Annotated in this window: 18 protein-coding genes, 2 pseudogenes and 2 other annotated features; of the genes and pseudogenes, 11 read left to right on the top strand and 9 right to left on the bottom strand. The window is 35.3% G+C overall.

Going from position 1 to position 18,757, the window contains the following annotated elements:
- The first annotated feature begins 205 nt into the window (after positions 1 to 205).
- The 3 genes from ACFWDE_RS00775 to ACFWDE_RS00765 all read left to right on the top strand — a co-directional run bounded on the left by ACFWDE_RS00775 (position 206) and on the right by ACFWDE_RS00765 (position 1,737).
- Positions 206 to 733: a GNAT family N-acetyltransferase gene (locus tag ACFWDE_RS00775; RefSeq protein ID WP_002015253.1), complete on the top strand. Its 528-nt coding sequence runs from the start codon at positions 206 to 208 to the stop codon at positions 731 to 733.
- A gap of 57 nt (positions 734 to 790) precedes the next feature.
- Positions 791 to 1,249 (top strand): GNAT family N-acetyltransferase, encoded by a 459-nt coding sequence (locus ACFWDE_RS00770; protein ID WP_002160411.1) that lies wholly within the window; start codon positions 791 to 793, stop codon positions 1,247 to 1,249.
- Positions 1,250 to 1,359: 110 nt separating this feature from the next.
- Complete coding sequence (locus ACFWDE_RS00765) at positions 1,360 to 1,737, top strand: hotdog family protein (RefSeq protein ID WP_002160412.1); 378 nt, start codon at positions 1,360 to 1,362, stop codon at positions 1,735 to 1,737.
- Between the two features lie 39 nt (positions 1,738 to 1,776).
- Here the strand turns inward: ACFWDE_RS00765 and ACFWDE_RS00760 are convergent, their stop codons facing one another.
- On the bottom strand, positions 1,777 to 2,322 hold the full coding sequence (locus ACFWDE_RS00760; RefSeq protein ID WP_088099534.1) for a helix-turn-helix domain-containing protein: 546 nt from the start codon (positions 2,320 to 2,322) through the stop codon (positions 1,777 to 1,779).
- A gap of 156 nt (positions 2,323 to 2,478) precedes the next feature.
- Between ACFWDE_RS00760 and ACFWDE_RS00755 the strand changes: the two genes are divergently transcribed.
- Both ACFWDE_RS00755 and ACFWDE_RS00750 read left to right on the top strand, forming a co-directional pair.
- Positions 2,479 to 2,883 (top strand): DoxX family protein, encoded by a 405-nt coding sequence (locus tag ACFWDE_RS00755; RefSeq protein ID WP_377889372.1) that lies wholly within the window; start codon positions 2,479 to 2,481, stop codon positions 2,881 to 2,883.
- Positions 2,884 to 2,904: 21 nt separating this feature from the next.
- Complete coding sequence (locus ACFWDE_RS00750; protein ID WP_377889370.1) at positions 2,905 to 3,762, top strand: VOC family protein; 858 nt, start codon at positions 2,905 to 2,907, stop codon at positions 3,760 to 3,762.
- 15 nt (positions 3,763 to 3,777) lie between these two features.
- On the opposite strand, the gene ACFWDE_RS00745 is transcribed toward ACFWDE_RS00750, so the two are convergent.
- The 3 genes and pseudogenes from ACFWDE_RS00745 to ACFWDE_RS00735 all read right to left on the bottom strand — a co-directional run bounded on the left by ACFWDE_RS00745 (position 3,778) and on the right by ACFWDE_RS00735 (position 9,318).
- Positions 3,778 to 4,092, bottom strand: coding sequence for a 4a-hydroxytetrahydrobiopterin dehydratase (locus ACFWDE_RS00745; protein ID WP_002167644.1), 315 nt, complete (start codon positions 4,090 to 4,092; stop codon positions 3,778 to 3,780).
- Entirely contained in the window at positions 4,073 to 5,827 is a 1,755-nt protein-coding gene (locus tag ACFWDE_RS00740) for an aromatic amino acid hydroxylase (RefSeq protein ID WP_016096088.1), read from the bottom strand. The genes ACFWDE_RS00745 and ACFWDE_RS00740 overlap by 20 nt, the downstream gene beginning before the upstream one ends.
- Positions 5,828 to 5,989: 162 nt before the next feature.
- Positions 5,990 to 6,218 (bottom strand) — a binding site (T-box leader).
- 52 nt (positions 6,219 to 6,270) lie between these two features.
- Positions 6,271 to 6,500 (bottom strand) — a binding site (T-box leader).
- A gap of 70 nt (positions 6,501 to 6,570) precedes the next feature.
- Positions 6,571 to 9,318, bottom strand: a pseudogene (locus ACFWDE_RS00735) (S8 family serine peptidase).
- Positions 9,319 to 9,546: 228 nt separating this feature from the next.
- On the opposite strand from ACFWDE_RS00735, the gene ACFWDE_RS00730 reads away from it, so the two are divergent.
- Positions 9,547 to 10,785, top strand: a complete 1,239-nt coding sequence (locus ACFWDE_RS00730) for a TolB family protein (RefSeq protein WP_377889367.1) — start codon at positions 9,547 to 9,549, stop codon at positions 10,783 to 10,785.
- Positions 10,786 to 10,828: 43 nt separating this feature from the next.
- On the opposite strand, the gene ACFWDE_RS00725 is transcribed toward ACFWDE_RS00730, so the two are convergent.
- From ACFWDE_RS00725 to ACFWDE_RS00715, 3 genes are all read right to left on the bottom strand, one after another.
- Positions 10,829 to 10,951 (bottom strand): DUF4023 domain-containing protein, encoded by a 123-nt coding sequence (locus ACFWDE_RS00725; RefSeq protein ID WP_000071861.1) that lies wholly within the window; start codon positions 10,949 to 10,951, stop codon positions 10,829 to 10,831.
- 273 nt (positions 10,952 to 11,224) lie between these two features.
- On the bottom strand, positions 11,225 to 12,304 hold the full coding sequence (locus ACFWDE_RS00720; protein ID WP_377889365.1) for an RNA-guided endonuclease TnpB family protein: 1,080 nt from the start codon (positions 12,302 to 12,304) through the stop codon (positions 11,225 to 11,227).
- 285 nt (positions 12,305 to 12,589) lie between these two features.
- A complete protein-coding gene (locus ACFWDE_RS00715; RefSeq protein WP_377889363.1) occupies positions 12,590 to 12,928 on the bottom strand; it encodes a phosphoglycerate mutase in 339 nt (112 codons plus the stop codon).
- Between the two features lie 167 nt (positions 12,929 to 13,095).
- Here ACFWDE_RS00715 and ACFWDE_RS00710 point away from each other — a divergent pair, with 167 nt between their 5' ends.
- From ACFWDE_RS00710 to ACFWDE_RS00700, 3 genes and pseudogenes are all read left to right on the top strand, one after another.
- Complete coding sequence (locus ACFWDE_RS00710) at positions 13,096 to 13,671, top strand: histidine phosphatase family protein (protein WP_377889361.1); 576 nt, start codon at positions 13,096 to 13,098, stop codon at positions 13,669 to 13,671.
- Positions 13,672 to 13,679: 8 nt separating this feature from the next.
- Positions 13,680 to 14,014: pseudogene (locus ACFWDE_RS00705) on the top strand (delta-aminolevulinic acid dehydratase); the annotation flags it as partial.
- Between the two features lie 264 nt (positions 14,015 to 14,278).
- The gene (locus ACFWDE_RS00700) at positions 14,279 to 14,779 is read left to right on the top strand and encodes a DoxX family protein (protein WP_002145675.1); all 501 of its coding nucleotides are present in this window, start codon (positions 14,279 to 14,281) and stop codon (positions 14,777 to 14,779) included.
- 36 nt (positions 14,780 to 14,815) lie between these two features.
- Here the strand turns inward: ACFWDE_RS00700 and ACFWDE_RS00695 are convergent, their stop codons facing one another.
- Together ACFWDE_RS00695 and ACFWDE_RS00690 are read right to left on the bottom strand one after the other, a co-directional pair.
- Positions 14,816 to 15,700 carry an alpha/beta fold hydrolase gene (locus ACFWDE_RS00695; protein WP_377889359.1) on the bottom strand — a complete coding sequence of 295 codons (885 nt, stop codon included), beginning with the start codon at positions 15,698 to 15,700 and terminating at the stop codon, positions 14,816 to 14,818.
- A 15-nt stretch (positions 15,701 to 15,715) separates the two neighbouring features.
- The gene (locus tag ACFWDE_RS00690) at positions 15,716 to 16,555 is read right to left on the bottom strand and encodes a GNAT family N-acetyltransferase (protein WP_016096092.1); all 840 of its coding nucleotides are present in this window, start codon (positions 16,553 to 16,555) and stop codon (positions 15,716 to 15,718) included.
- A gap of 269 nt (positions 16,556 to 16,824) precedes the next feature.
- Here ACFWDE_RS00690 and ACFWDE_RS00685 point away from each other — a divergent pair, with 269 nt between their 5' ends.
- The gene (locus ACFWDE_RS00685) at positions 16,825 to 18,210 is read left to right on the top strand and encodes an alkaline phosphatase (protein ID WP_002067306.1); all 1,386 of its coding nucleotides are present in this window, start codon (positions 16,825 to 16,827) and stop codon (positions 18,208 to 18,210) included.
- A gap of 54 nt (positions 18,211 to 18,264) precedes the next feature.
- The gene (locus ACFWDE_RS00680) at positions 18,265 to 18,729 is read left to right on the top strand and encodes a hypothetical protein (protein ID WP_016096093.1); all 465 of its coding nucleotides are present in this window, start codon (positions 18,265 to 18,267) and stop codon (positions 18,727 to 18,729) included.
- Positions 18,730 to 18,757 lie beyond the last annotated feature (28 nt).

The raw sequence follows: 18,757 nt of genomic DNA, 5'->3' as shown, positions 1-18,757 counted from the left end.
TATTTGAAAATCCTACACCCCCTCAATTGTAGTTTTCTTTATACTAGTAATGATATGGATGCAGTAGACACTCTTTTGTCTACTGCTTTTTTTTGATATAATACATTTTTGTAAGACTGAATTTTCTTTCTTTTTTAGCTTTCTTGATAAAAATTATTTAACACTTAAGTAGTTTGAAATATATAGTTATGTAATGATGTTCAAAATGATGGGAGTGAATAAAAGAGTGTTCCATACAGATCGCTTACAATTTCGCAAATATACAATGGATGATTTACCGTTTTATGCTTCTTTATGGGGGGATGAGAAGGTAATGCGCTATATTGGAAATGGAACGTTAAAAACATTTATGCAATGTAAAAAAAGTTTGGAGGAGAGGGTACTTCCAAATTATAAAAATGGTCTCGGTTTATTTGTAATGATTGAAAAGGAAACAGGGATACGAATTGGTCATGCAGGACTTGTCAAGCAGAAGGTAGATGGAAAAGAGGAAATTGAGATTGGCTATTGGCTACTTCCTAAGTATTGGGGGAAAGGGTATGCGAAAGAGGCTGCGGCAGCATTTCGAGACTATGGTTTTCAAGCATTACAAATGAATAAATTAATTTCACTTATTAATCCGAACCACCCAGCTTCAATATTTGTTGCTAGAAAAACAGGGCTTAGTTATGAGAAAACAACTTCATTTCATGAGATGGATGTTCTCGTTTATTCCATTAAGCGGGTTGGATGAAAAAAGGTGAATTGCGTCTTTTGGAGAATGGTATATAAAAAATAAAGGGGGGATTACATGTATATTTACCATAATGGACTTATTATTCGTGAGGGAACGAACGGTGTACCAGCATATGCAATTAAAACTTTATTCGAAGATGCCGGTTGGAGTAATGATAATATCCCTTCTTGGCAAATTGAAAAATTTACGATAGCATTTGAAAATTCCACATGGGCTTTCACAATTTGGGATGAAGAAGAAATGGTCGCGATGGTTAGAGTGATTTCTGATCAAATTATGGTTGCTAACATAGTAAATTTAGTTGTGAAGTGTGAGTATAGGGGAAAAGGGTTAGGTAAGAAACTTGTAGCTCTTTGTTTACAAAAGCTTCCGCATGGCGATTGGTTTGCGCATACATCCGCTAGTAATTTTGATTTTTATAGAAGTTGTGGTTTTGAAGTAAGAGAGTTATCAAGAAATGGAACATGTGCGTATTATGGGTATCAAGTGGCAAAAAAGGATGGACATCGATAAAATTATAAGGTAGTGAAGAAAAAAATCGCTATTTTAATAATATAAACTGAACTGAGACTTATTTTGTGATAAAATCAAAGAAAATTCAGTTTATTAAACGGAGGATAAAAATGAATGTAAAAGTTGGGGATGTATTTAAATACGAAAGAAGGTTTACTGAGGAAGAAGTTTTTGAATTTGCAAATATTACAGGCGATAAAGGTAGACATCATATGGAATATGATGAGAATGGACGATTAATGGTTCATGGTCTATTGACTGCTAGCATTGGTACGAAAGTAGGAGAAGAGTTACATTACATAGCGAGGGAATTAGTAAGTGAGTTCATTAGACCAGTTTTTACAGGTGATACGATTACTTGTGAATTAACATTAACAAATATTGAGCAAATGGAAGGATATAAAAAAGTTTCAATTGAGTCAGTTTATCGCAATCAACATGAAAAGACCGTACTAGTTGGGACAAGTTATGGAATTATAAGGGAATAAAAAAGAAGCCTGTTACGAAACAGGCTTCTTTTTTATCAATTAGTAAACTCGTTTTCGATTTTCCGCATGACTAGAGATAAGTAATAATGCAGATTCTTCACCTATATTACGAACAATATGGGGAACGCATGCATTCCAGGAGAAAGAATCACCTTCTTCTACAATTGCAATATCTTCACCATGTTGAACTTCCAGTTTTCCGCGTAATACAAGATGACACTCTTCGCCTTCATGAGCATTTGGCGAGTTTTCTTTCGGGAATCCGGCAGAAATTTCTACAAGATTTAGGCGAAGGCCACCTTGCTCCGCAACATGCTCAATTCTTTGTTCATCTTTTCCATACACACTGTATTTACGCTCTTCTTTTTTTATAATTTTCAAACGATCTTTTTGTTCTAACAATAAATATGGAAGGGGAACATTTAAAAAATTAGCAATCATTTCTAAAGTTGAGATAGATGGTGATGTTTTATTGTTTTCAACCTGACTCATAAAGCCTTTAGAAAGACCTGTTCCTTCACAAATTTGGGCAATCGTAATTCCTCTACGTTGACGAATTTCACGAATCGCAGAACCGATATTCATAAAATCATGCTCCTTTTTGTAAACAACTATTTGTATCATAGCAAAAAAAAAATATTTTTTCTCATGAAAAATGAATTGACGAATAAAAATAATTAGTGTATGTTTTGTAATGTAAATAAAAGTTTTGTATAAGAAAACTATAAAGGAGAGAAAGAAATGAATCAACATATTGGCAACTTAATTATTCGTATCGTGTTAGGGGTAACGTTCTTTATGCACGGTTTAACAAAATTCCAATCAGGAATTGACAATATTGCAGGGTGGTTTACAAGCATTGGTTTACCAGGAGGACTTGCATACGGTGTAGCAACATTTGAATTAGTTGGAGGTCTATTGTTAATTCTAGGTTTAGGTGTAAGATATATTGGCTTATTATTTGCACTTGTTATGGTTGGAGCGATTGTGAAAGTAAAATGGTCAGCTGGCTTGTTAGGAGACGGGAAAAATCCTGGGTTTGAGTTAGAACTTGCATTATTAGCGATGGGTGCATACTTATTTGTTGCGAAAGCTGATGGTTTTGTAGATAATTTCTTAAAAGAGAAAATGTTCAAGAAGAATTAATTAAAATGGGGGTATAACAAAATGGGCTTTCCACTTCATCCCGAAACAACACTTGAGGTTGTTCATTTATATGTATCAAATTTAAAGAAATCGCTAGAGTTTTATACAGAAGTATTGCGTATGAAGGTACTGGAAGAAAAAAGTACAATCGTTACGTTTGGTAATGAGGAAAATGAGCCACTTCTCATAATAGAAGAAAAGGAAGATGCTCTTCCGAAGCAAAGAGGTCGAACTGGTTTATATCACTATGCAATTTTATTACCAAACAGACAAGACTTAGCAAATATTCTTCGTCATTTTGTTGAGAGAGTACACCCATTACATGGTGGGGCTGACCATTTCTTTAGTGAAGCTCTTTATTTAGCTGATCCAGATGGAAACGGGATTGAAATTTATCATGATCGCCAAAAAGAAGTTTGGCATGATGAAAATGGAGAGCTACCATTTGTTAGTAACCCGTTAGACGGCGAAGGATTATTACAGCAAGGAAGTACATGGAATGGATTCCCGGCTGGTACTGTGATGGGGCATATTCATTTACATGTAGCTGACTTAGAAGAAGCGAAACGTTTCTATGTTGATGGTCTTGGTTTTGATGTAACAATTCCAGCTCGTAATGGAGCATTGTTCGTATCAGCAGGTGGTTATCATCATCATATCGGTTTAAATACATGGCAAGGTGAGGATATACCACCACAAATGCCAAATTCCGTCGGCTTGAAATATTTCACCATTGTACTAGCAGATGAAAAACAAAAAGAGCAAGTATGTGAAAGCTTAAAATATATTGGCGTGGTTGCTACGTATAAAGATGGAATATTACAGGCCAAGGATCCGTTTGGACATTGTATACATTTTAAAGTAAAAGGAGAAGCCTAAAAAAGGCTTCTCTTTTTACTTTCTTATAATAGCTTTTTCATTTTGTAAAAATAGTTCATCAAATTGCTTTGCAAGGTCAAAATCTAGTTTCGTTAAACCTTTTGCATTCCATGATGACAAAGTAATAATGACTGCTTTATACTGGATAAGGATAAATGGGTGGTGATTATGTTCTTCTGATAGTTTGGCGGCTTCAGAGACAAATTCGACTCCTTTTAAGTAGTCGGAAAACATATATTTTCTTTCAATCCATTTTTCATCTTTCACTGTCCATTTATCCAGCTTTGTTAATTCCTCTTGTACTTCTTCATTAGTTAATCGTAGCATCATTTTTCACATCCTTTACCTGCAGTAACGCAAGACCATTGTTAATAAGACGTGTTACAGATTCTTCAGTTGTGAAAGTAGAAAGTTGTTGTAATAATGCTGCTGATGCTTCGTGACCTTTGTTATGTTCTAAAAGCAATTCTAAAATTTCAAGACGAAGCAACCATTCTTTCGGATGAAATTTATTTAATACTTCTTGAATAGCTATTAATTGATCAGTATGAGTATCGTGTAAAATACTATCGTTACGTATATCTCGAACTGTTTGATACATACGTTCAAGCTCATTCAGTACAAGTGGATCAGGAGTTTCTTGTACTTCTTCATTCATCGGGAAAAATGCAGCCGCATCTGCCGCTCCTGGGAATACAGAAGTGATTTGTGAGCCGACAGCCATATCAAATGCTCCCCATGAAGGATCAAATAATAAGCGATCTTTATGAGTAACTGCACAATTTATAAAGGAGATAAGAGCAATTTTTTTATCATTTCTTACAATGTCTGTTACTGTTCCTTTTACATGAATGCCGCTTGCAAAAGTAAACTCTGCGCTATTTCCAATTGTAATGCCTAATGATTGTAATTGTTCTTCTGTACAATTTTCTAATGCAATATCACCATCTAGTAATCCGATTGGTGTCCCGAATCCATCGCTGTGCACAGATGTAGAATGATTTGCTAGTTGTTTATTATGAATTGCTAATGCAGTTGGTGAGCTTGTTCGTGTGTAAATAACTTCACCAGTATCATTTTTAATTGTCTCTGTAAATGTACCCGTAATTTGTAATCCACTACTTAGCTCAGTTGTAGCATGATTTTCGGAGCGGATTGCTTTTTCTAATCCTTCTGTGCCACCTGTTTTAAATGCCATCGTTGTAGAGAACTGCTCAAGTGCCTCAGTCAACTCTTCAAATGATTCACAAACAAATAGCTGTGGCTGCATTTTTGTTACGTCATAAGTTGTCCCGGTGCAAGCTTCAATTGAGAATGGAACTTTCTTTACAGCATCTGTTAAACAATGCTTACTTTCACCGACAGAGGAAAGGAGACCAGCACCGTAAATTTTGGGGTCATCTATATTACCGATTAGGCCGTATTCCACTGTCCACCAGAATAGACGTGAAATTTGTTCTGCTTCTGATAAACCAGAAACTAAGTTTTGTTTTTCGATTACCGCATTTTCAGCAGCTGCAACTTCATCAGGAGTAGAAGTCGGGCTTTCTTTTACAATCGTTAATGTACGAACAGCTTCAAAAGCCTCATGTTCTTCTTTTGTTGAGAAAGCTTTCGCTCCAATTTGTCCAAAGCGCTTCACATATTTTGCATATGTAGAATCAAGTAAAATCGGTGCGTGTCCTGCTGCTTCATGAACGATATCAGGAGCCGGTGTATACTCGATATTTTCTACTTTACGAATATCTGTTGCGATTGGTAGTAATCCGTGCCCCTGAAAATCGAAGAATGCTACGCCGGGAATAAGTCCGTCAATCGTTACAGCTCCCCAGCCGCTTGGTGCTAAGCATTCATTCATTTCTTCTACTTTTGGAATTGCATCTATATTAATACCAGATGATTGTAGTCCGTTAACATAGGATGGATGAGCAACATCTTTTAAAAAGCTATGGTTTTGTCTCATAATGTAACGCCAAACAGCGTGATTCACCGGTGTGTATTGATCATAATGCTGTGTAGATACGAATGGTTTTAAATGTGATGGAATTTCTGTTTTCTTTGTCATTTAGACATCCTCCTTTTTCTCTATAAAAATGAATACCTGTTTCGTATAGATTGCACCACCTCCTTTTATAATTGTAAGCGCTTATAAAATTTTATCATAAGATTCGGAATTATTTAATATTTGTTTGTGTGATAAATAGAAAAAGCCCCTATCGGAAAATCCGATAGGGGCGAAAAAATCGCGGTACCACCCTATTTGTAAGCGGAAAATATACTTACATCTCAAATACTGATAACGGAAAAAATCCGTCTTTTCCTTCATGCATAAAAGCACTACGAAAAAGAAGCTCCAGAATTGTAATTCGCACTTATATATGTGCTGATTCACACTCACCATCAGCTCTCTGTAACAGGGATATAAGATACTACTGCGATTCTTTCAACGCGTAATATATGAATTTATTTAAAAGGGAAAGGCGCAAAAAAGCCCCTATCGGAAAATCCGATAGGGACGATAAAAATCGCGGTACCACCCTATTTGTAAACAGAAAAATTGTTTACCACTCACTTTAAGATAACGGAAAGATCCGTCTTTCTCTTCATGCATAAAAAGCATTACGGGAAAGAAGCTCCAGAATTGTAATTCACGCTTGTATATGTACTGATTCACACCAACCATCAGTTCTCTGAGACAGGGATATAAGTCGCTACTAGTATTCCTTCAAAGCCGATATATAATTCGTTCAACTAAACTATGTTTTGTATTATAAAACTATATTTAAAAGCTTGTCAACAATAATTTTATTATTTCACTTCTAAATCAACGTTTAAATTAGTTGTATTTCCAGCTGCATCAGTTGCTACAATGTGGATTGTATTTTTCCCTTGTTGTAATTGATTACGATCGAAATAAATTTCAAAGTTTTTTTCCCAAGGGTTCAGGAATGCATTTTCCCATACGCCATTTTCATTAATTTCATACTGTATCGTTACGGGATGTCCTGGAGCAACCCAACCAGATTCTGTCATCCAATCTAATAGTATATCGTTTACTTTCCCTCTAATGACAAGATTTTCTTGATCAATTTCGTATGTTAACTGAGGCGCAGTACGGTCAATAAACACAGCTCCTGTTTGTTTCGTTTCTCCTCCAGAATTAGAAGCAACAGCTTCGATTTGGTATAAGCCATCAGGTAGAGGGGATCCATCAGTTTTTGTACCATTCCATTTGAAAGATTTATAACCAGGTGTTTCGTTTTTACCTTGATACACCATACCTTGATATGTTACTCGGTCTTTCGTAATTAAATTAGCATGAAACGTTACATCCTCAACTGGTGTAACTAAATAGTAATTGATAAGGTTGTCATCTAGTATTCGGTCATTATTTGGACTGAAAGTAGAATTAACAATTTCAAGGCCATCAATACGTTTGTATTCTTTCGGATCAATGCTAAATGTAAATGGAATACGCATTTCTTCAGTCTTCCCTTGCTCTTTTACATATAGATTTCCTGTATATACACCTTGTGGTAAGGAGCTATCTACAGTAATTGTAAAAGGCTTTTCGATGTTACTATTAGGTTTTACGCTAACAGAAGAAGAGAAAGAAGTTTGAACTTTCGTTTTTGTATCTAATAGTTCAATACGAGTTGAAAAGTTTTTCTTTTTGCTAGAAAGATTTTGCAATGTAATATTTTGTGTTAATTTTACTTTTCCGCTATTCGGTTTAATTAGACCGAAACTTACATTGTTTGGTGTAACTAATGCATCCGCTTTTACTGCTTTTGGAATATTAATTAAACCGGATCCTTGTGCCATCACAGGATATGTATTTTCATTTACGTCTTTTAATGTTTTTGCTGTATTGGCAAGAGATGATTTTAATTGTTCTGTCGTCCAATCAGGATGCATTTGACGTAATAGAGCAACTGCCCCCGTTACTTGCGGTGCAGCCATACTTGTCCCATTGTGAGATTCATAGCCACCTCTTGGTACTGTACTTGTAATTTGCACGCCAGGTGCAACAACATCAGGCTTTATAAGCCAACTTCCTTGCGATGGTCCCCTTGAACTAAAGTTCCCAATAAGTTCTGTTTGGTTTGGTTGTCCAATTTTTATATTTTTCTTGCGCTTTGTAATTAAATTTTTCAACTCTTCACCATTCGTATTGGATAGTTGCATAACTGGAAGAGCTACTTCTTCACGTCCAAAATATTCAGGCATAATATTAATTTCTTTTTCGTTAGAAATTAGTAGCACGCCGAGAGCGCCAGCTTGTTTTGCTTGTTCTGCTTTTACTAACGTGCTCGAAGTTCCTTGCAAGACAAGAGCGAACTTACCTTTGACATCTTGTTTAGCGTAATCACTTGGATTACCGTATCCAACATATACAAGTTGGGCATCGTTTCCTACTTGGAAATCCGATTTTGATAAAGGTAATCCTTGGTAAGATTTATTGGAACCAGCTACTTGGAATGTTGGAAACGGAATAGAAACTGTAGATGCTCCAACAGAGATGACACTACTTGCATTACCAGGAGCGTCAACAGACCAAGGTTTTGGTCCATCATTTCCATTTGAGACGACCGCAGTAACACCAAGTTTTGCTGCGCGTTCTAACGTCATTGTTACAGGTTGATTAGGTACATTCAAATCTTGACCAAGAGATAGATTTAAAACATCGGCACCATCTTAAATAGCGTGCTCAATACCTTGAATAATATCATCGGTCGTACCAGTACCACCATCATTCATGACACGGTAAGCGAGTATAGAAGCATTCGGAGCGATCCCCTTTATTTTTCCGTTACCAGCAATAATTCCAGCAACATGGGTACCGTGGACGTTTCCATCCATCGGATCATTATCTTCATCGACTGTATCATAGCCACCGATATAATTTGCTTGTAAATCAGGGTGGGTATAGTCTACACCTGAATCGATAATAGCGACTTTCATTCCTTTTCCATCAAGGGGTTTGCCAGTTGGATCTTTTAAATTCCAAGCTTCAGGTGCACCAACTGTAGGGCCCCCAACGTTTGGTGTTGCTTGATCTGCTGGGTTTTTTGATGTTTCATGTAACTTATATGTTAAGTTCGGATAAATTGCTTTTACTTCAGGTAAAGAAGCTAAAGCAGCAATTTGATCTCCTGGGATAGAAATAGAAAATCCAGAAAATAATGTACTATATGTTTCTTTTATCGTTGCCTTCGGTGCTTTTTCTTTAATTTTCTTTGTTGTATCCTCTTGTGCCTTTTTTAGTTGCGCATGGTATGATTGCACATTGCTATTTTTTAAATCTGGAGCATGCTGAATGTTACTTTGTGAAGCGAGTGGAGCATGTTGCAATTCTACAATGACTGAAATTTCTTTTGATGTTTTTGTTTCAACATTTTGCGCGATTTTATTTTCTCCCCATTGCTCAATATTCGCTTTTAACTGTGGACTAAATTGCTTCTCTTTTTGCAGTGACTCAGCATGGGCGCTTAAAGCTCCAAAACTCGAAAAGACGAGCGCCATACTTAATAGTGTAGATGTAGTTTTTTTCATTGAAATTCCCCCTAATAAAAAGTGCCAATATTCCGAAAAATTATCTTACATTTTTGTCGTTAAATATAAAAATGAATGTTGGATAAACTATAATTTCGACATAATTCATACCAATCCTCTTTGAATTGAAAATTTCTCGGGAAATTTTCGGAGACTATGTCGAATGGATATTTTTCACATATTGTAGGTGGAAAGTGAGGAATGCTATGAGGGAAATGGGGGTGCTATATGAAAAGGTTTATAGTAAGTGGAATCGTGATTCTGTGCCTTTTTTTCTGTTTAACTTCTATTACTAGCGCAGAAAATAATGGAGTGAAAGTTGCTTTTATTCGTAATCATAATCTATGGGTTAAAATCGGTGAGAAAGAAAAACAAATTACAAAAGGAGAGTACATAACAGGGCCGAAATGGTCACATAATGGAGAATGGCTTGCATATGCAAAAGGAAAGAAGCGAAATCATTTGGAACTGTATCGGCTGAAAGATGGAAAGAAAGTTACACCATCTCAATCAGAAGCATCGAATTATCAATGGTCACCAACAGAGAATATAATTGCCTTTGTATTTGCACGTACATTAAATATATTTGATGCTGAAAAAAAGAAAGCAGATTTTGAAAATGTAGCCAATGGTGTAGGTGACTATGCATGGTATCCTGATGGTAAGAAGTTTCTTGTATCATCAGAAGCGTACTTGCTTCCAACAGGATGGACAGGTGCTCAGTTATATGAAATACAAAAGGATGCAAATATGAATCCTCATAAGATGAAACATTTATATGCACTACCGAATGAGCATGATGACTTTTTAGCATTAGTTGGAAGTGGATTTAAGTGGTCGCCAGATCAAAAATGGATTTCGTTTTTGGCAGTACCAACAGCTTCTTTGTCAGCGGATAGTAATACACTTTGCTTAATTCGATCAGACGGCAATCGTTTTGAAACAGTAGATCAAATGTTATTAAACACACAATGGTTCAAATGGGCGCCATCAAAAAATACATTAGCCTATATTGAAGGCAGCGGGAGAGTTGCTTTAGAGAATAAGCATTTAAAAATAAAAGAATTGCCGGCTCTCCAGCAAAATACATTTACTCCAAAAGGCTATGTTGATTGGGATTTCACATGGAAGAACGATAATGTAATTATCGTTTCAAGGGCAAAGGAAGCAGAGCTATCGGTCCCTCTAGAAAAAAGACCACTACCATCTTTATATGCAGTAAATAGTATAAACGATGAACAAAATCAAATTACAAAGCCATCAAATAGCCAAGGCGATTATAACCCTATTTTTATTAAGAAGAGCAACCAATTAATGTGGCTCCGTTCAAATCGTAAGAAAGCTGATGTATGGCTTGCTCATAGCGATGGGAAATATGAAAAGAAGTGGATTGAAAATATAGATGTGCCAGAGTGGTATTATGAGAAATGGAATTGGGAAGATGTCGTTTCGGCTAAAGACGAGTAAAAAAACCTGCCTAAAATATAATTTTTAGGCAGGTTTTTCAATGTTATTTATGTGTTTTATTTGGCTTTTTTTTCGCGGGGTTCCCGTTTCCTTGGCGCTTTCTATTTTGTTCATCTTTTGCTTGTTTTTCATGTAATGTATCTAAAAAATCATTTGAGTTACTCATTTTTATATCTCTCCTTTTTTCATTGCGTCCTAGTTACTATAACCATTTAGGAGGAAAATCATGAGATAAAAGTTAAGCGCTTAGTTTTCTTCGGTAGTATAAGTAAAATAGTCCATACTTGAGACTCCCACGACTAAAGTCGCAAGCCCGAATCCTTACGGATTTACGGGTGGGATTCTTGAATGACTAAGCGTTCGCAATCCATTTCTGCTTTGAACAGCCTTCAAGATAAGGGCATCTCATTGCCCCTCCTAAACCAGACCATAAAGGTGCTTAGGCTGATTGACTGTTACCATCAATCACAGTTGCGCAGCGAATATTCATCGCTCCAACGATATCACGATGTGTCTTAAACCCACATGGACACTTATATTTTCTATCTTGAGCCTTATTCTTTTTAGCACATTTCGGACAACTTTGACTTGTATAAGCTGGATTCACATATTCAATCTGAATACCAGCTATCATTGCTTTATACGAAATAAATTGTGACAAACGATAGAATGACCAAGTGTGTAGGTTTTTTTCGTTTTTACGGCTTGTTCTTGCCGTCTGTCTTATATTCGTTAGTTGTTCTAATCGAATGACAGAAATATGATTTGCAATCGCAAAATTAATAATCTCACGACTTATTTTGTGATCTTTATCTTGCATCCATCTTTGCTCTTTATCATCCATTCGCCGAATGGCTTTCACCTTTTTGTCTTTTCCTAACTTCTTACGAACACTACGAAACTTACGCTTCTTATATTTATTGTGCCTACCACTCCCAAAGAAACGAACCTTATCATCATCTGTGATTGCTACCGCGGGGACCTTGAGACCTAAGTCTACGCCTAAAATTTTCGTTCCTGTCCTTTTATTGATAGGAAGTGTGACAGATATTTGGGCTATCCATTTATTCGATTTCTTTGTGATGCGAAGTGTACCTAATTTATGTTTTAACAGATTCAGATTACGATTGTTTTTATCACTTAATAAAGCCCGGATTTTTACACGAGTCGACTTTCCATTTACCTTAAATGGGATTGAAATATAAGTAGGTTCAAATGAATAATTTTGATTGTTCCATACACAAACAGGTCTCTTTAGAATTGGGATGATTTTATAATGGCTTTTCTTTACTTTTGTAGCAAACAAACTTTTCGCATCTTTAATCGCTTGATTTTTCACTGCACTTGGGATATTTGCTTCAATATTTTTTGTGCTTTTTTTCGTACTTTTCTTTGCTTCCACCATTTCCGATACAAGTGTATTTATAACTTTTATATATTCTTGACTGCTTTGTTCCAATAAACAGATTTGTCCTTTTGTTGGAATCAATTTCACTTTCACTGTTAGGGTCTGTGACATACGTTTCATCCCCTTGTTTTTTTGATTTTCAACATCGTGTTCATCTGATACATTTCTAGCAATCATAACAAAATCAGAACGTGTTTATAAACTTTACAACTGCATGAAACGAGGAGATCTTCCTCTCAAACACTTTGAAATATTCTTCTATCATCATTTATTCTAGTTATATCATTTATTTTCGAAAGATTCCAATAAAACTCCGAAGAAACCACCTATACTTTGGATACTTAAAGTACCACGAACCTTGCGATTTTTAGTGGTACTCCGTATCCAACCTCACTTTCATCCCATGCCTAAAGGCGATGGGCTTTCTTGTTCGGGAAAAGCTGTAATGAATAATATAAGTAAAACTTGTAACTCTACATTTTCTTTTAAAATAGTTGCGACAGAATATGGTAAGTAAGGTGATGTATCGCTCGTTCCTAAACCTAACCATTTGTTTAAGAGGTTAATGATACAAAATATGAAAACACCAGACCAGCTTGCGATAATTGCTTTTTGCTTAATTTTTGTTTCACGCTCATCATCTGTAATCCAAGGATTAGCAGTTTTATCACTATTAAGAAAGCCATTTATGTATCCCCATATGATCATGCCGATAAAGAGGATAATCCATTTCATATTTGTAATCCTCCTCTTCTTGTAAAAAGTATTTTATATATAATCGTAATGTTTTCCAAATATTGATGGCAAATACTTTTTACATCCTGCTTTTTAAAATAGCAGGAGTAAAGAAAAAAATAGGGAAGAAATATGTGAGACTATTTCCTAGTGAGAGGAAGAGGAGAATGAAACTTGTCTTTGTTCGGCATGGTGAAGGTGAGCATACGAAAGATGTACCATTAAGTTTACAAGCGGTGAATCCGCAATTGACGGGCGTGGGAAAGAAGCAGGCTAAATTGCTTCAGTGCGATATACCATTACAAGAAAAGGATATATTAATCGCTAGTCCTACACGTCGAACTTTACAAACTGCAACAATATGGGGTGCGGAAGTTGCTTGTCAAAAAATTGTTCACCCATATATATCCCCGCGTATTTTTCCTTATCGGGAATCCGCCAAAACATTGCCGTGCGATCAATTGTTAGATCGAAAGATAATAAAAAAATTATTTCCGCATTTTTTGTTAGAAGAAAGTACAAATGAATTGTTATGGAATGAGGGAGTCAATATCATCTCGGAGATGGAATTTCAACAAATAGTAGATGAATTTCTGCACTGGTGCTATCAGTTAAAAACAGAAAAAATTTGTATCGTTTCACATGATGGAACAATTACAGCGTATAGGCAATATTTACATAAAGTCGCTTTAACTAGAGCTGATTTTTTGAAAGAAACGGGTATATATGAAATGGACTTATAGGAGTAGGATTTGTAATGGAAGAGTTAGGAGAAGATGTGTATGACTTAAATGAGCAGAGAGTATACTTTAACGTAGCGAAAATTAAGTAATATGCAAAATTGCATATTACACATATTTTAAATGGTTGGTGTAAGTTTGGGGAGTTGAAACTAGTAGAATTCATTTTACATAATGATGCAAAATCGCATGTTAGATAGATAGATTATGTAGATGGAAATGTAGCACTTATATTTACAATACGCTTATTTTACGGGTTTATTAACCATAAAAAACGTTAGAAGAGGCTTTTCAAGAAGCAAGAGTAATCGATGAGGAGACGCATACATTTCGATTATATAAATAGCATGAAACACATTTGTTCTATATTCGAATAAATGTGTTTCACATTTAACTCACAGTTTTTTTACATTTTATTCAATGAAAATGATTATCACCTGTGGTATGATATGTTCAAGTTTTTACAGGTAATAAAAGTTACTATATAAACGTTAGTTTTTAATGTTTAATATGTATGTCACAAATTATTCATAATTAACGTTTGAAAAATAAGTTACTAATGTTATTATATTATCTGTAACTGACTTAATTACACCTTTAGGAGGAAGATATGGTTATTCAATTTTTAAGAGAAAACAAAGCAGTTTCTTTTGTATTAGCAGTAATTCGAGTATATCTTGGTTACACATGGTTAATGGCTGGAATCGGTAAACTACAAGGAAAAGGATTCGATGCAACGGGTTATTTACAAGGTGCAATTGAAAAATCTAAAGGAGCACAACCGGCTGTTCAATCTTGGTGGGCATCATTTTTACAAGAATTTGCAATTCCAAATGTAGATCTGTTTAATACACTTGTAACATGGGGAGAAATTTTAGTTGGAATTGGTTTAATTGTAGGCTGTTTAACAAAAACAGCGGTCTTTTTTGGTCTTTTAATGAACTTTTCTTATATGTTTAGTGGGTCAATTGGTGTGAACCCTGAGATGGTTATCTTATCTATGTTCGTTCTTGTTTCCGGTATGAATGCTGGGAAATTTGGAATGGATGGTTTCGTTATCCCGAAAGTATTGGGATCAAAAACTCAAAATCGTCAAAAGCAAGCTGCTTAATATATGAAAACGGGTATCTCAAAATGAGATACCCGTTTATTTTTCAGCATTTATAGGATTTTTCTCGAAGAAATCTTTTACATACCCTACAAATTCTTGTGGCTCTTGACGAAATGGAGCATGATAACCTTTTTCAATAATATGGAAAGTGCTATTTTTTAAGAATTGATGATAAGTTTCTCCCTCTTTCCAAGAAACGCTACTATCATTTTTTCCCCATATAATTAAAGTTGGTTGTTTTATTTCATTTGCATTGATTTGAAGACGTCTAGGCCACAACTTCATTTTATTATAATGTTCCTCATCATTGCGCTTGAATTTAACTTTGCTCTCATCATAATCTGCAATAGAAGAAATGGCACTTAAATCAGTCGACAACGTTGGTTTTGGTGAACCTTGTTTATTAACGAACGTATGAGGGCCGCCTGTAGCATCAGTTAAAATAAGGTGGGTAACCGCTTCAGGGTATAAATATGTTAAATTAAGAGAAATTTCTCCGCCCATCGAATGTCCCAGTATTGCGAATGAGTCATACCCTAGTTTTTTCATTAACTTATAATACAAATTTGCATGAGTTGGGAAAGAATAATAAAAATCCATCGGCTTAGAGGAACGTCCGAACCCTAAAACATCAACAGAAATAATTGTATGATCTTTTGCTAAATCTGAGTAAATCTTTTGAAAACCATCGGATGATCCTCCAAATCCATGGATCATAAGTAAAGGTGGTTTTTCATCACCAATCTTTTTAAAGTAAATCGTTTGACCATCTATCTCTACCATTTTTTCCTCGGTAGCTAGTTTCGCTGTAATTGTATTTTTAACTTGTTTTACTTGTTCTACTGGCTTTTCTGCTGCACTACATCCTACTAATAGTGTAAGAGTAAGACAACCTACCATAAAATAGCTAAATCGCTTCAATTAGGTGTCTCCTTTCTAACATAACGCTGCATCTATCATAGCAAATAGCATATTACGATTTCCAGGAAGTTGATTACCATTCTTTATCATAAGAGGTGAAAGGAGCGTTTCCTGGAAATTTGCTGTTTGAAGAAATTGGCGGAAAATGAATTGTGAATGCGGAACATCAATGCGTATTGTCCCATTCCACGATTTACAAATCATTTCTAATAACTGAATAGAGTCTTTTTCTTTTTTTGAAATAAGTGGAGTGATGCATAGTACATCTCCTTTTTGTATGCATAAAGCAAAAGCATCTATTTGATTATCCCGTTCTATTTTAAAGGAGTAAGTTGCTCTCGATAGTAGTGATGAATAAAGCTTAGAACGATATGCACCAGTCGTAGTTTCATCAAGAGAAATTAGAGATTGAACATCCGTCTGCTGAATTTGTTTTATGGGAACAAAATTTGTATTTTTGTAAGTCGCTTGTTTTTCGAAACGATGAATGGTTGTTATTGATTGAAATCCATAAGATTCATATAAGGATTCACCAGCTTTTGTTGCAATGAGCGTAATAGGGAGCGATGGATGAGTTACTTTTAAGCTATTGTTTAACAAAATACGGCCAATTCCTTTTCTTTGAAAATCAGGATGCACGATTAACATACCGATAGAAGAAAATCCAGGGGCAAATGAAAAGACGCCGCCCGCTGCAATAAGTTTATTCTCATGTACATAGCCAAAAATTGTGCCAATGGAAAGGTACATATGGAATTGCTCTTTCATAAAAATCTCATGCTGTAACCACCCGACTGATTTGCAAAGAGAGAGTAAATCTGGAATGGAAGATTCGTCTAGTTTTACTGTTTTCATAAAGTTCACCATATTTCTATTTAAATTAGAAAAAATAAGAATAATATTACGAAATGTAAAATAATAGGTTCGTATTAAAAGAAATCCAACATGTTTATATTTTTCTTTGTAAAGGGGAGTATGCTTGATATGAAAAGACAAACTTATACAAATTATAACTGAAATTTACATAAGTTAACAAAAAATTTACATATAACTCATTTTCTCTTAACAGTCTTCTATTAAATTTGATAGTGGGAAATGAATAACCTAATTAGGGGGACAAGACAGTGAAAAAGTTTGTAAAAAAAGCATGGCCATTTGCAGTTGTGGCGTCGTTAGCAGTTACTTCGGTAGCAACATGGAATTTTACGCGTTCTAGTGAGGTTAATGCGGATGAGAACGGAAACAATGCAAAAATTAAAAATGTCATTGTATTAATTGGGGATGGTATGGGGCCTTCATATATGACAGCTCATCGTTATATGAAAGATAATCCAAAAACATTTGAGATGGAATCTACAGAATTTGATAAGCATCTTGTAGGAACACAAAAAACATATCCAGAAGATGAACATGAAAATATTACAGACTCTGCATCGGCAGCTACTGCGATGTCAGCAGGTATAAAAACATATAATGCAGCTATTGCAGTAGATAATGATAAAGCTGAAGTGAAAACAGTATTGGAGCAAGCGAAAGAAAAAGGGAAGTCAACGGGACTCGTTGCAACTTCTGAAATTACGCATGCAACACCAGCTGCATTCGGTGCACATGATATTAGTCGTAAAAATATGGATGCAATTGCAAATGATTACTTTGATGAGAAAATTAAAGATAAGCATAAAATAGATGTTATGCTTGGCGGTGGCGTAAATAACTTTGTTAGAAAAGACCGAAATCTTACAGAAGAATTTAAGAAGTCTGGTTATAGTTATGTAACAGATCGTAATCAATTATTAAATGATAAAAGCGATCAAGTTCTTGGTTTATTTGCACCAGGTGGTTTAGATAAAATGATTGATCGTACTGACAAAACACCTTCATTAGAAGAGATGACAAATGCAGCGATTGAGCGCTTGAACAAAAATAAAAATGGTTTCTTCTTAATGGTCGAAGGTAGTCAAATTGATTGGGCTGGACATGATAATGATATTGTCGGTGCAATGAGTGAAATGGAAGACTTCGAAAAAGCGTTTAAAGCAGCAATTGAGTTTGCGAAAAAAGATAAGAACACATTAGTTGTTGCAACTGCAGACCATGCTACTGGCGGATTATCTTTAGGTGCGAATGGTGAGTATAATTTTAAAGTAGATCCGATTAAAGCTGCGAAACGTACGCCAGACTTTATGGCAAATGAGATTGTAAAAGGTGCAAATGTAGAAGAAACATTGAAAAAGTATATTGATCTACAATTAACACCAGAAGAAATTAAAGCTGTAAATGATATAGCTCCATCAAAAGATGTAACAAAGATTGATAATGCAATTGAAGATATCTTCAATAAGCGTTCGGTTACAGGTTGGACAACGGGTGGACATACAGGTGAAGATGTGAACGTATATGCATTCGGACCAGGTAAATACTTATTCTCTGGCGTTCAAGAGAATACAAATATAGCTAAACGTGTCTTTGACATTGTTGGCGGCGGCGACCCGAATAAAGGAAGACGCTAATTATAAATGAAAGTGAGGCGAAATGCCTCACTTTTCTTTTTAGGAGATGGAAAGATGAGATTTTTTTTAGGGAAATTAAGATTCCTTCTAGTATTTGTATTATTGCTAGTTGGGTGTCAATCTCAAGAGAATAATATAGAACAAAAATCTGCTGAAAAAACTGAGGAAAAGGTACATATAACGAAAGAAGAAGAGAAATCCATTCAAGATGTTATTGAGGCATTTGTACGGACGACGAATGAAAAAAATCTTGCTGAACATATGGAGTTATTTTCAAAGAAGATGCCTAGTGCTGAAGACTTAAAAACACAAAAGGAAGCGGCATTTCAGAAGGGAAATAAGAAAATAGAATTAGAACATATGAATATGAAAGCTCGTAAAGGTGGGCTTGTTATTGTTGAAACGGCGGAAAAAGAAGTAGATGGAGGGGTTACTCTTCAGAAGAAAATGCAGTACGCACTTGGAAAAGAAGAAGAAGGGTGGAAGATTGAAGAGGTTCGTACGATAGAGAAGAAATAAAAAAAGGTTCTCATAGGAGAGAACCTTT

The sequence above is a fragment of the Bacillus sp. NPDC060175 genome, assembly GCF_042728695.1.
Lineage (GTDB): Bacteria > Bacillota > Bacilli > Bacillales > Bacillaceae_G > Bacillus_A.
This window is presented reverse-complemented; position numbering and strand designations above follow the sequence as displayed.

What these genes read in the sequence shown, in the direction of transcription:
- ACFWDE_RS00760 (WP_088099534.1), bottom strand. Translation starts at nt 2,322, where the DNA reads ATGAATATCGGTTCTGCGATTCGTGAAATTCGTCAACGTAGAGGAATT.
- ACFWDE_RS00725 (WP_000071861.1), bottom strand. Translation starts at nt 10,951, where the DNA reads ATGAGTAACTCAAATGATTTTTTAGATACATTACATGAAAAACAAGCA.
- ACFWDE_RS00755 (WP_377889372.1), top strand. Translation starts at nt 2,479, where the DNA reads ATGAATCAACATATTGGCAACTTAATTATTCGTATCGTGTTAGGGGTA.
- ACFWDE_RS00775 (WP_002015253.1), top strand. Translation starts at nt 206, where the DNA reads ATGATGGGAGTGAATAAAAGAGTGTTCCATACAGATCGCTTACAATTT.
- ACFWDE_RS00745 (WP_002167644.1), bottom strand. Translation starts at nt 4,092, where the DNA reads ATGATGCTACGATTAACTAATGAAGAAGTACAAGAGGAATTAACAAAG.
- ACFWDE_RS00690 (WP_016096092.1), bottom strand. Translation starts at nt 16,555, where the DNA reads ATGAAAACAGTAAAACTAGACGAATCTTCCATTCCAGATTTACTCTCT.
- ACFWDE_RS00730 (WP_377889367.1), top strand. Translation starts at nt 9,547, where the DNA reads ATGAAAAGGTTTATAGTAAGTGGAATCGTGATTCTGTGCCTTTTTTTC.
- ACFWDE_RS00720 (WP_377889365.1), bottom strand. Translation starts at nt 12,304, where the DNA reads ATGTCACAGACCCTAACAGTGAAAGTGAAATTGATTCCAACAAAAGGA.
- ACFWDE_RS00770 (WP_002160411.1), top strand. Translation starts at nt 791, where the DNA reads ATGTATATTTACCATAATGGACTTATTATTCGTGAGGGAACGAACGGT.
- ACFWDE_RS00680 (WP_016096093.1), top strand. Translation starts at nt 18,265, where the DNA reads ATGAGATTTTTTTTAGGGAAATTAAGATTCCTTCTAGTATTTGTATTA.
- ACFWDE_RS00750 (WP_377889370.1), top strand. Translation starts at nt 2,905, where the DNA reads ATGGGCTTTCCACTTCATCCCGAAACAACACTTGAGGTTGTTCATTTA.
- ACFWDE_RS00710 (WP_377889361.1), top strand. Translation starts at nt 13,096, where the DNA reads ATGAAACTTGTCTTTGTTCGGCATGGTGAAGGTGAGCATACGAAAGAT.
- ACFWDE_RS00740 (WP_016096088.1), bottom strand. Translation starts at nt 5,827, where the DNA reads ATGACAAAGAAAACAGAAATTCCATCACATTTAAAACCATTCGTATCT.
- ACFWDE_RS00765 (WP_002160412.1), top strand. Translation starts at nt 1,360, where the DNA reads ATGAATGTAAAAGTTGGGGATGTATTTAAATACGAAAGAAGGTTTACT.
- ACFWDE_RS00700 (WP_002145675.1), top strand. Translation starts at nt 14,279, where the DNA reads ATGGTTATTCAATTTTTAAGAGAAAACAAAGCAGTTTCTTTTGTATTA.
- ACFWDE_RS00715 (WP_377889363.1), bottom strand. Translation starts at nt 12,928, where the DNA reads ATGAAATGGATTATCCTCTTTATCGGCATGATCATATGGGGATACATA.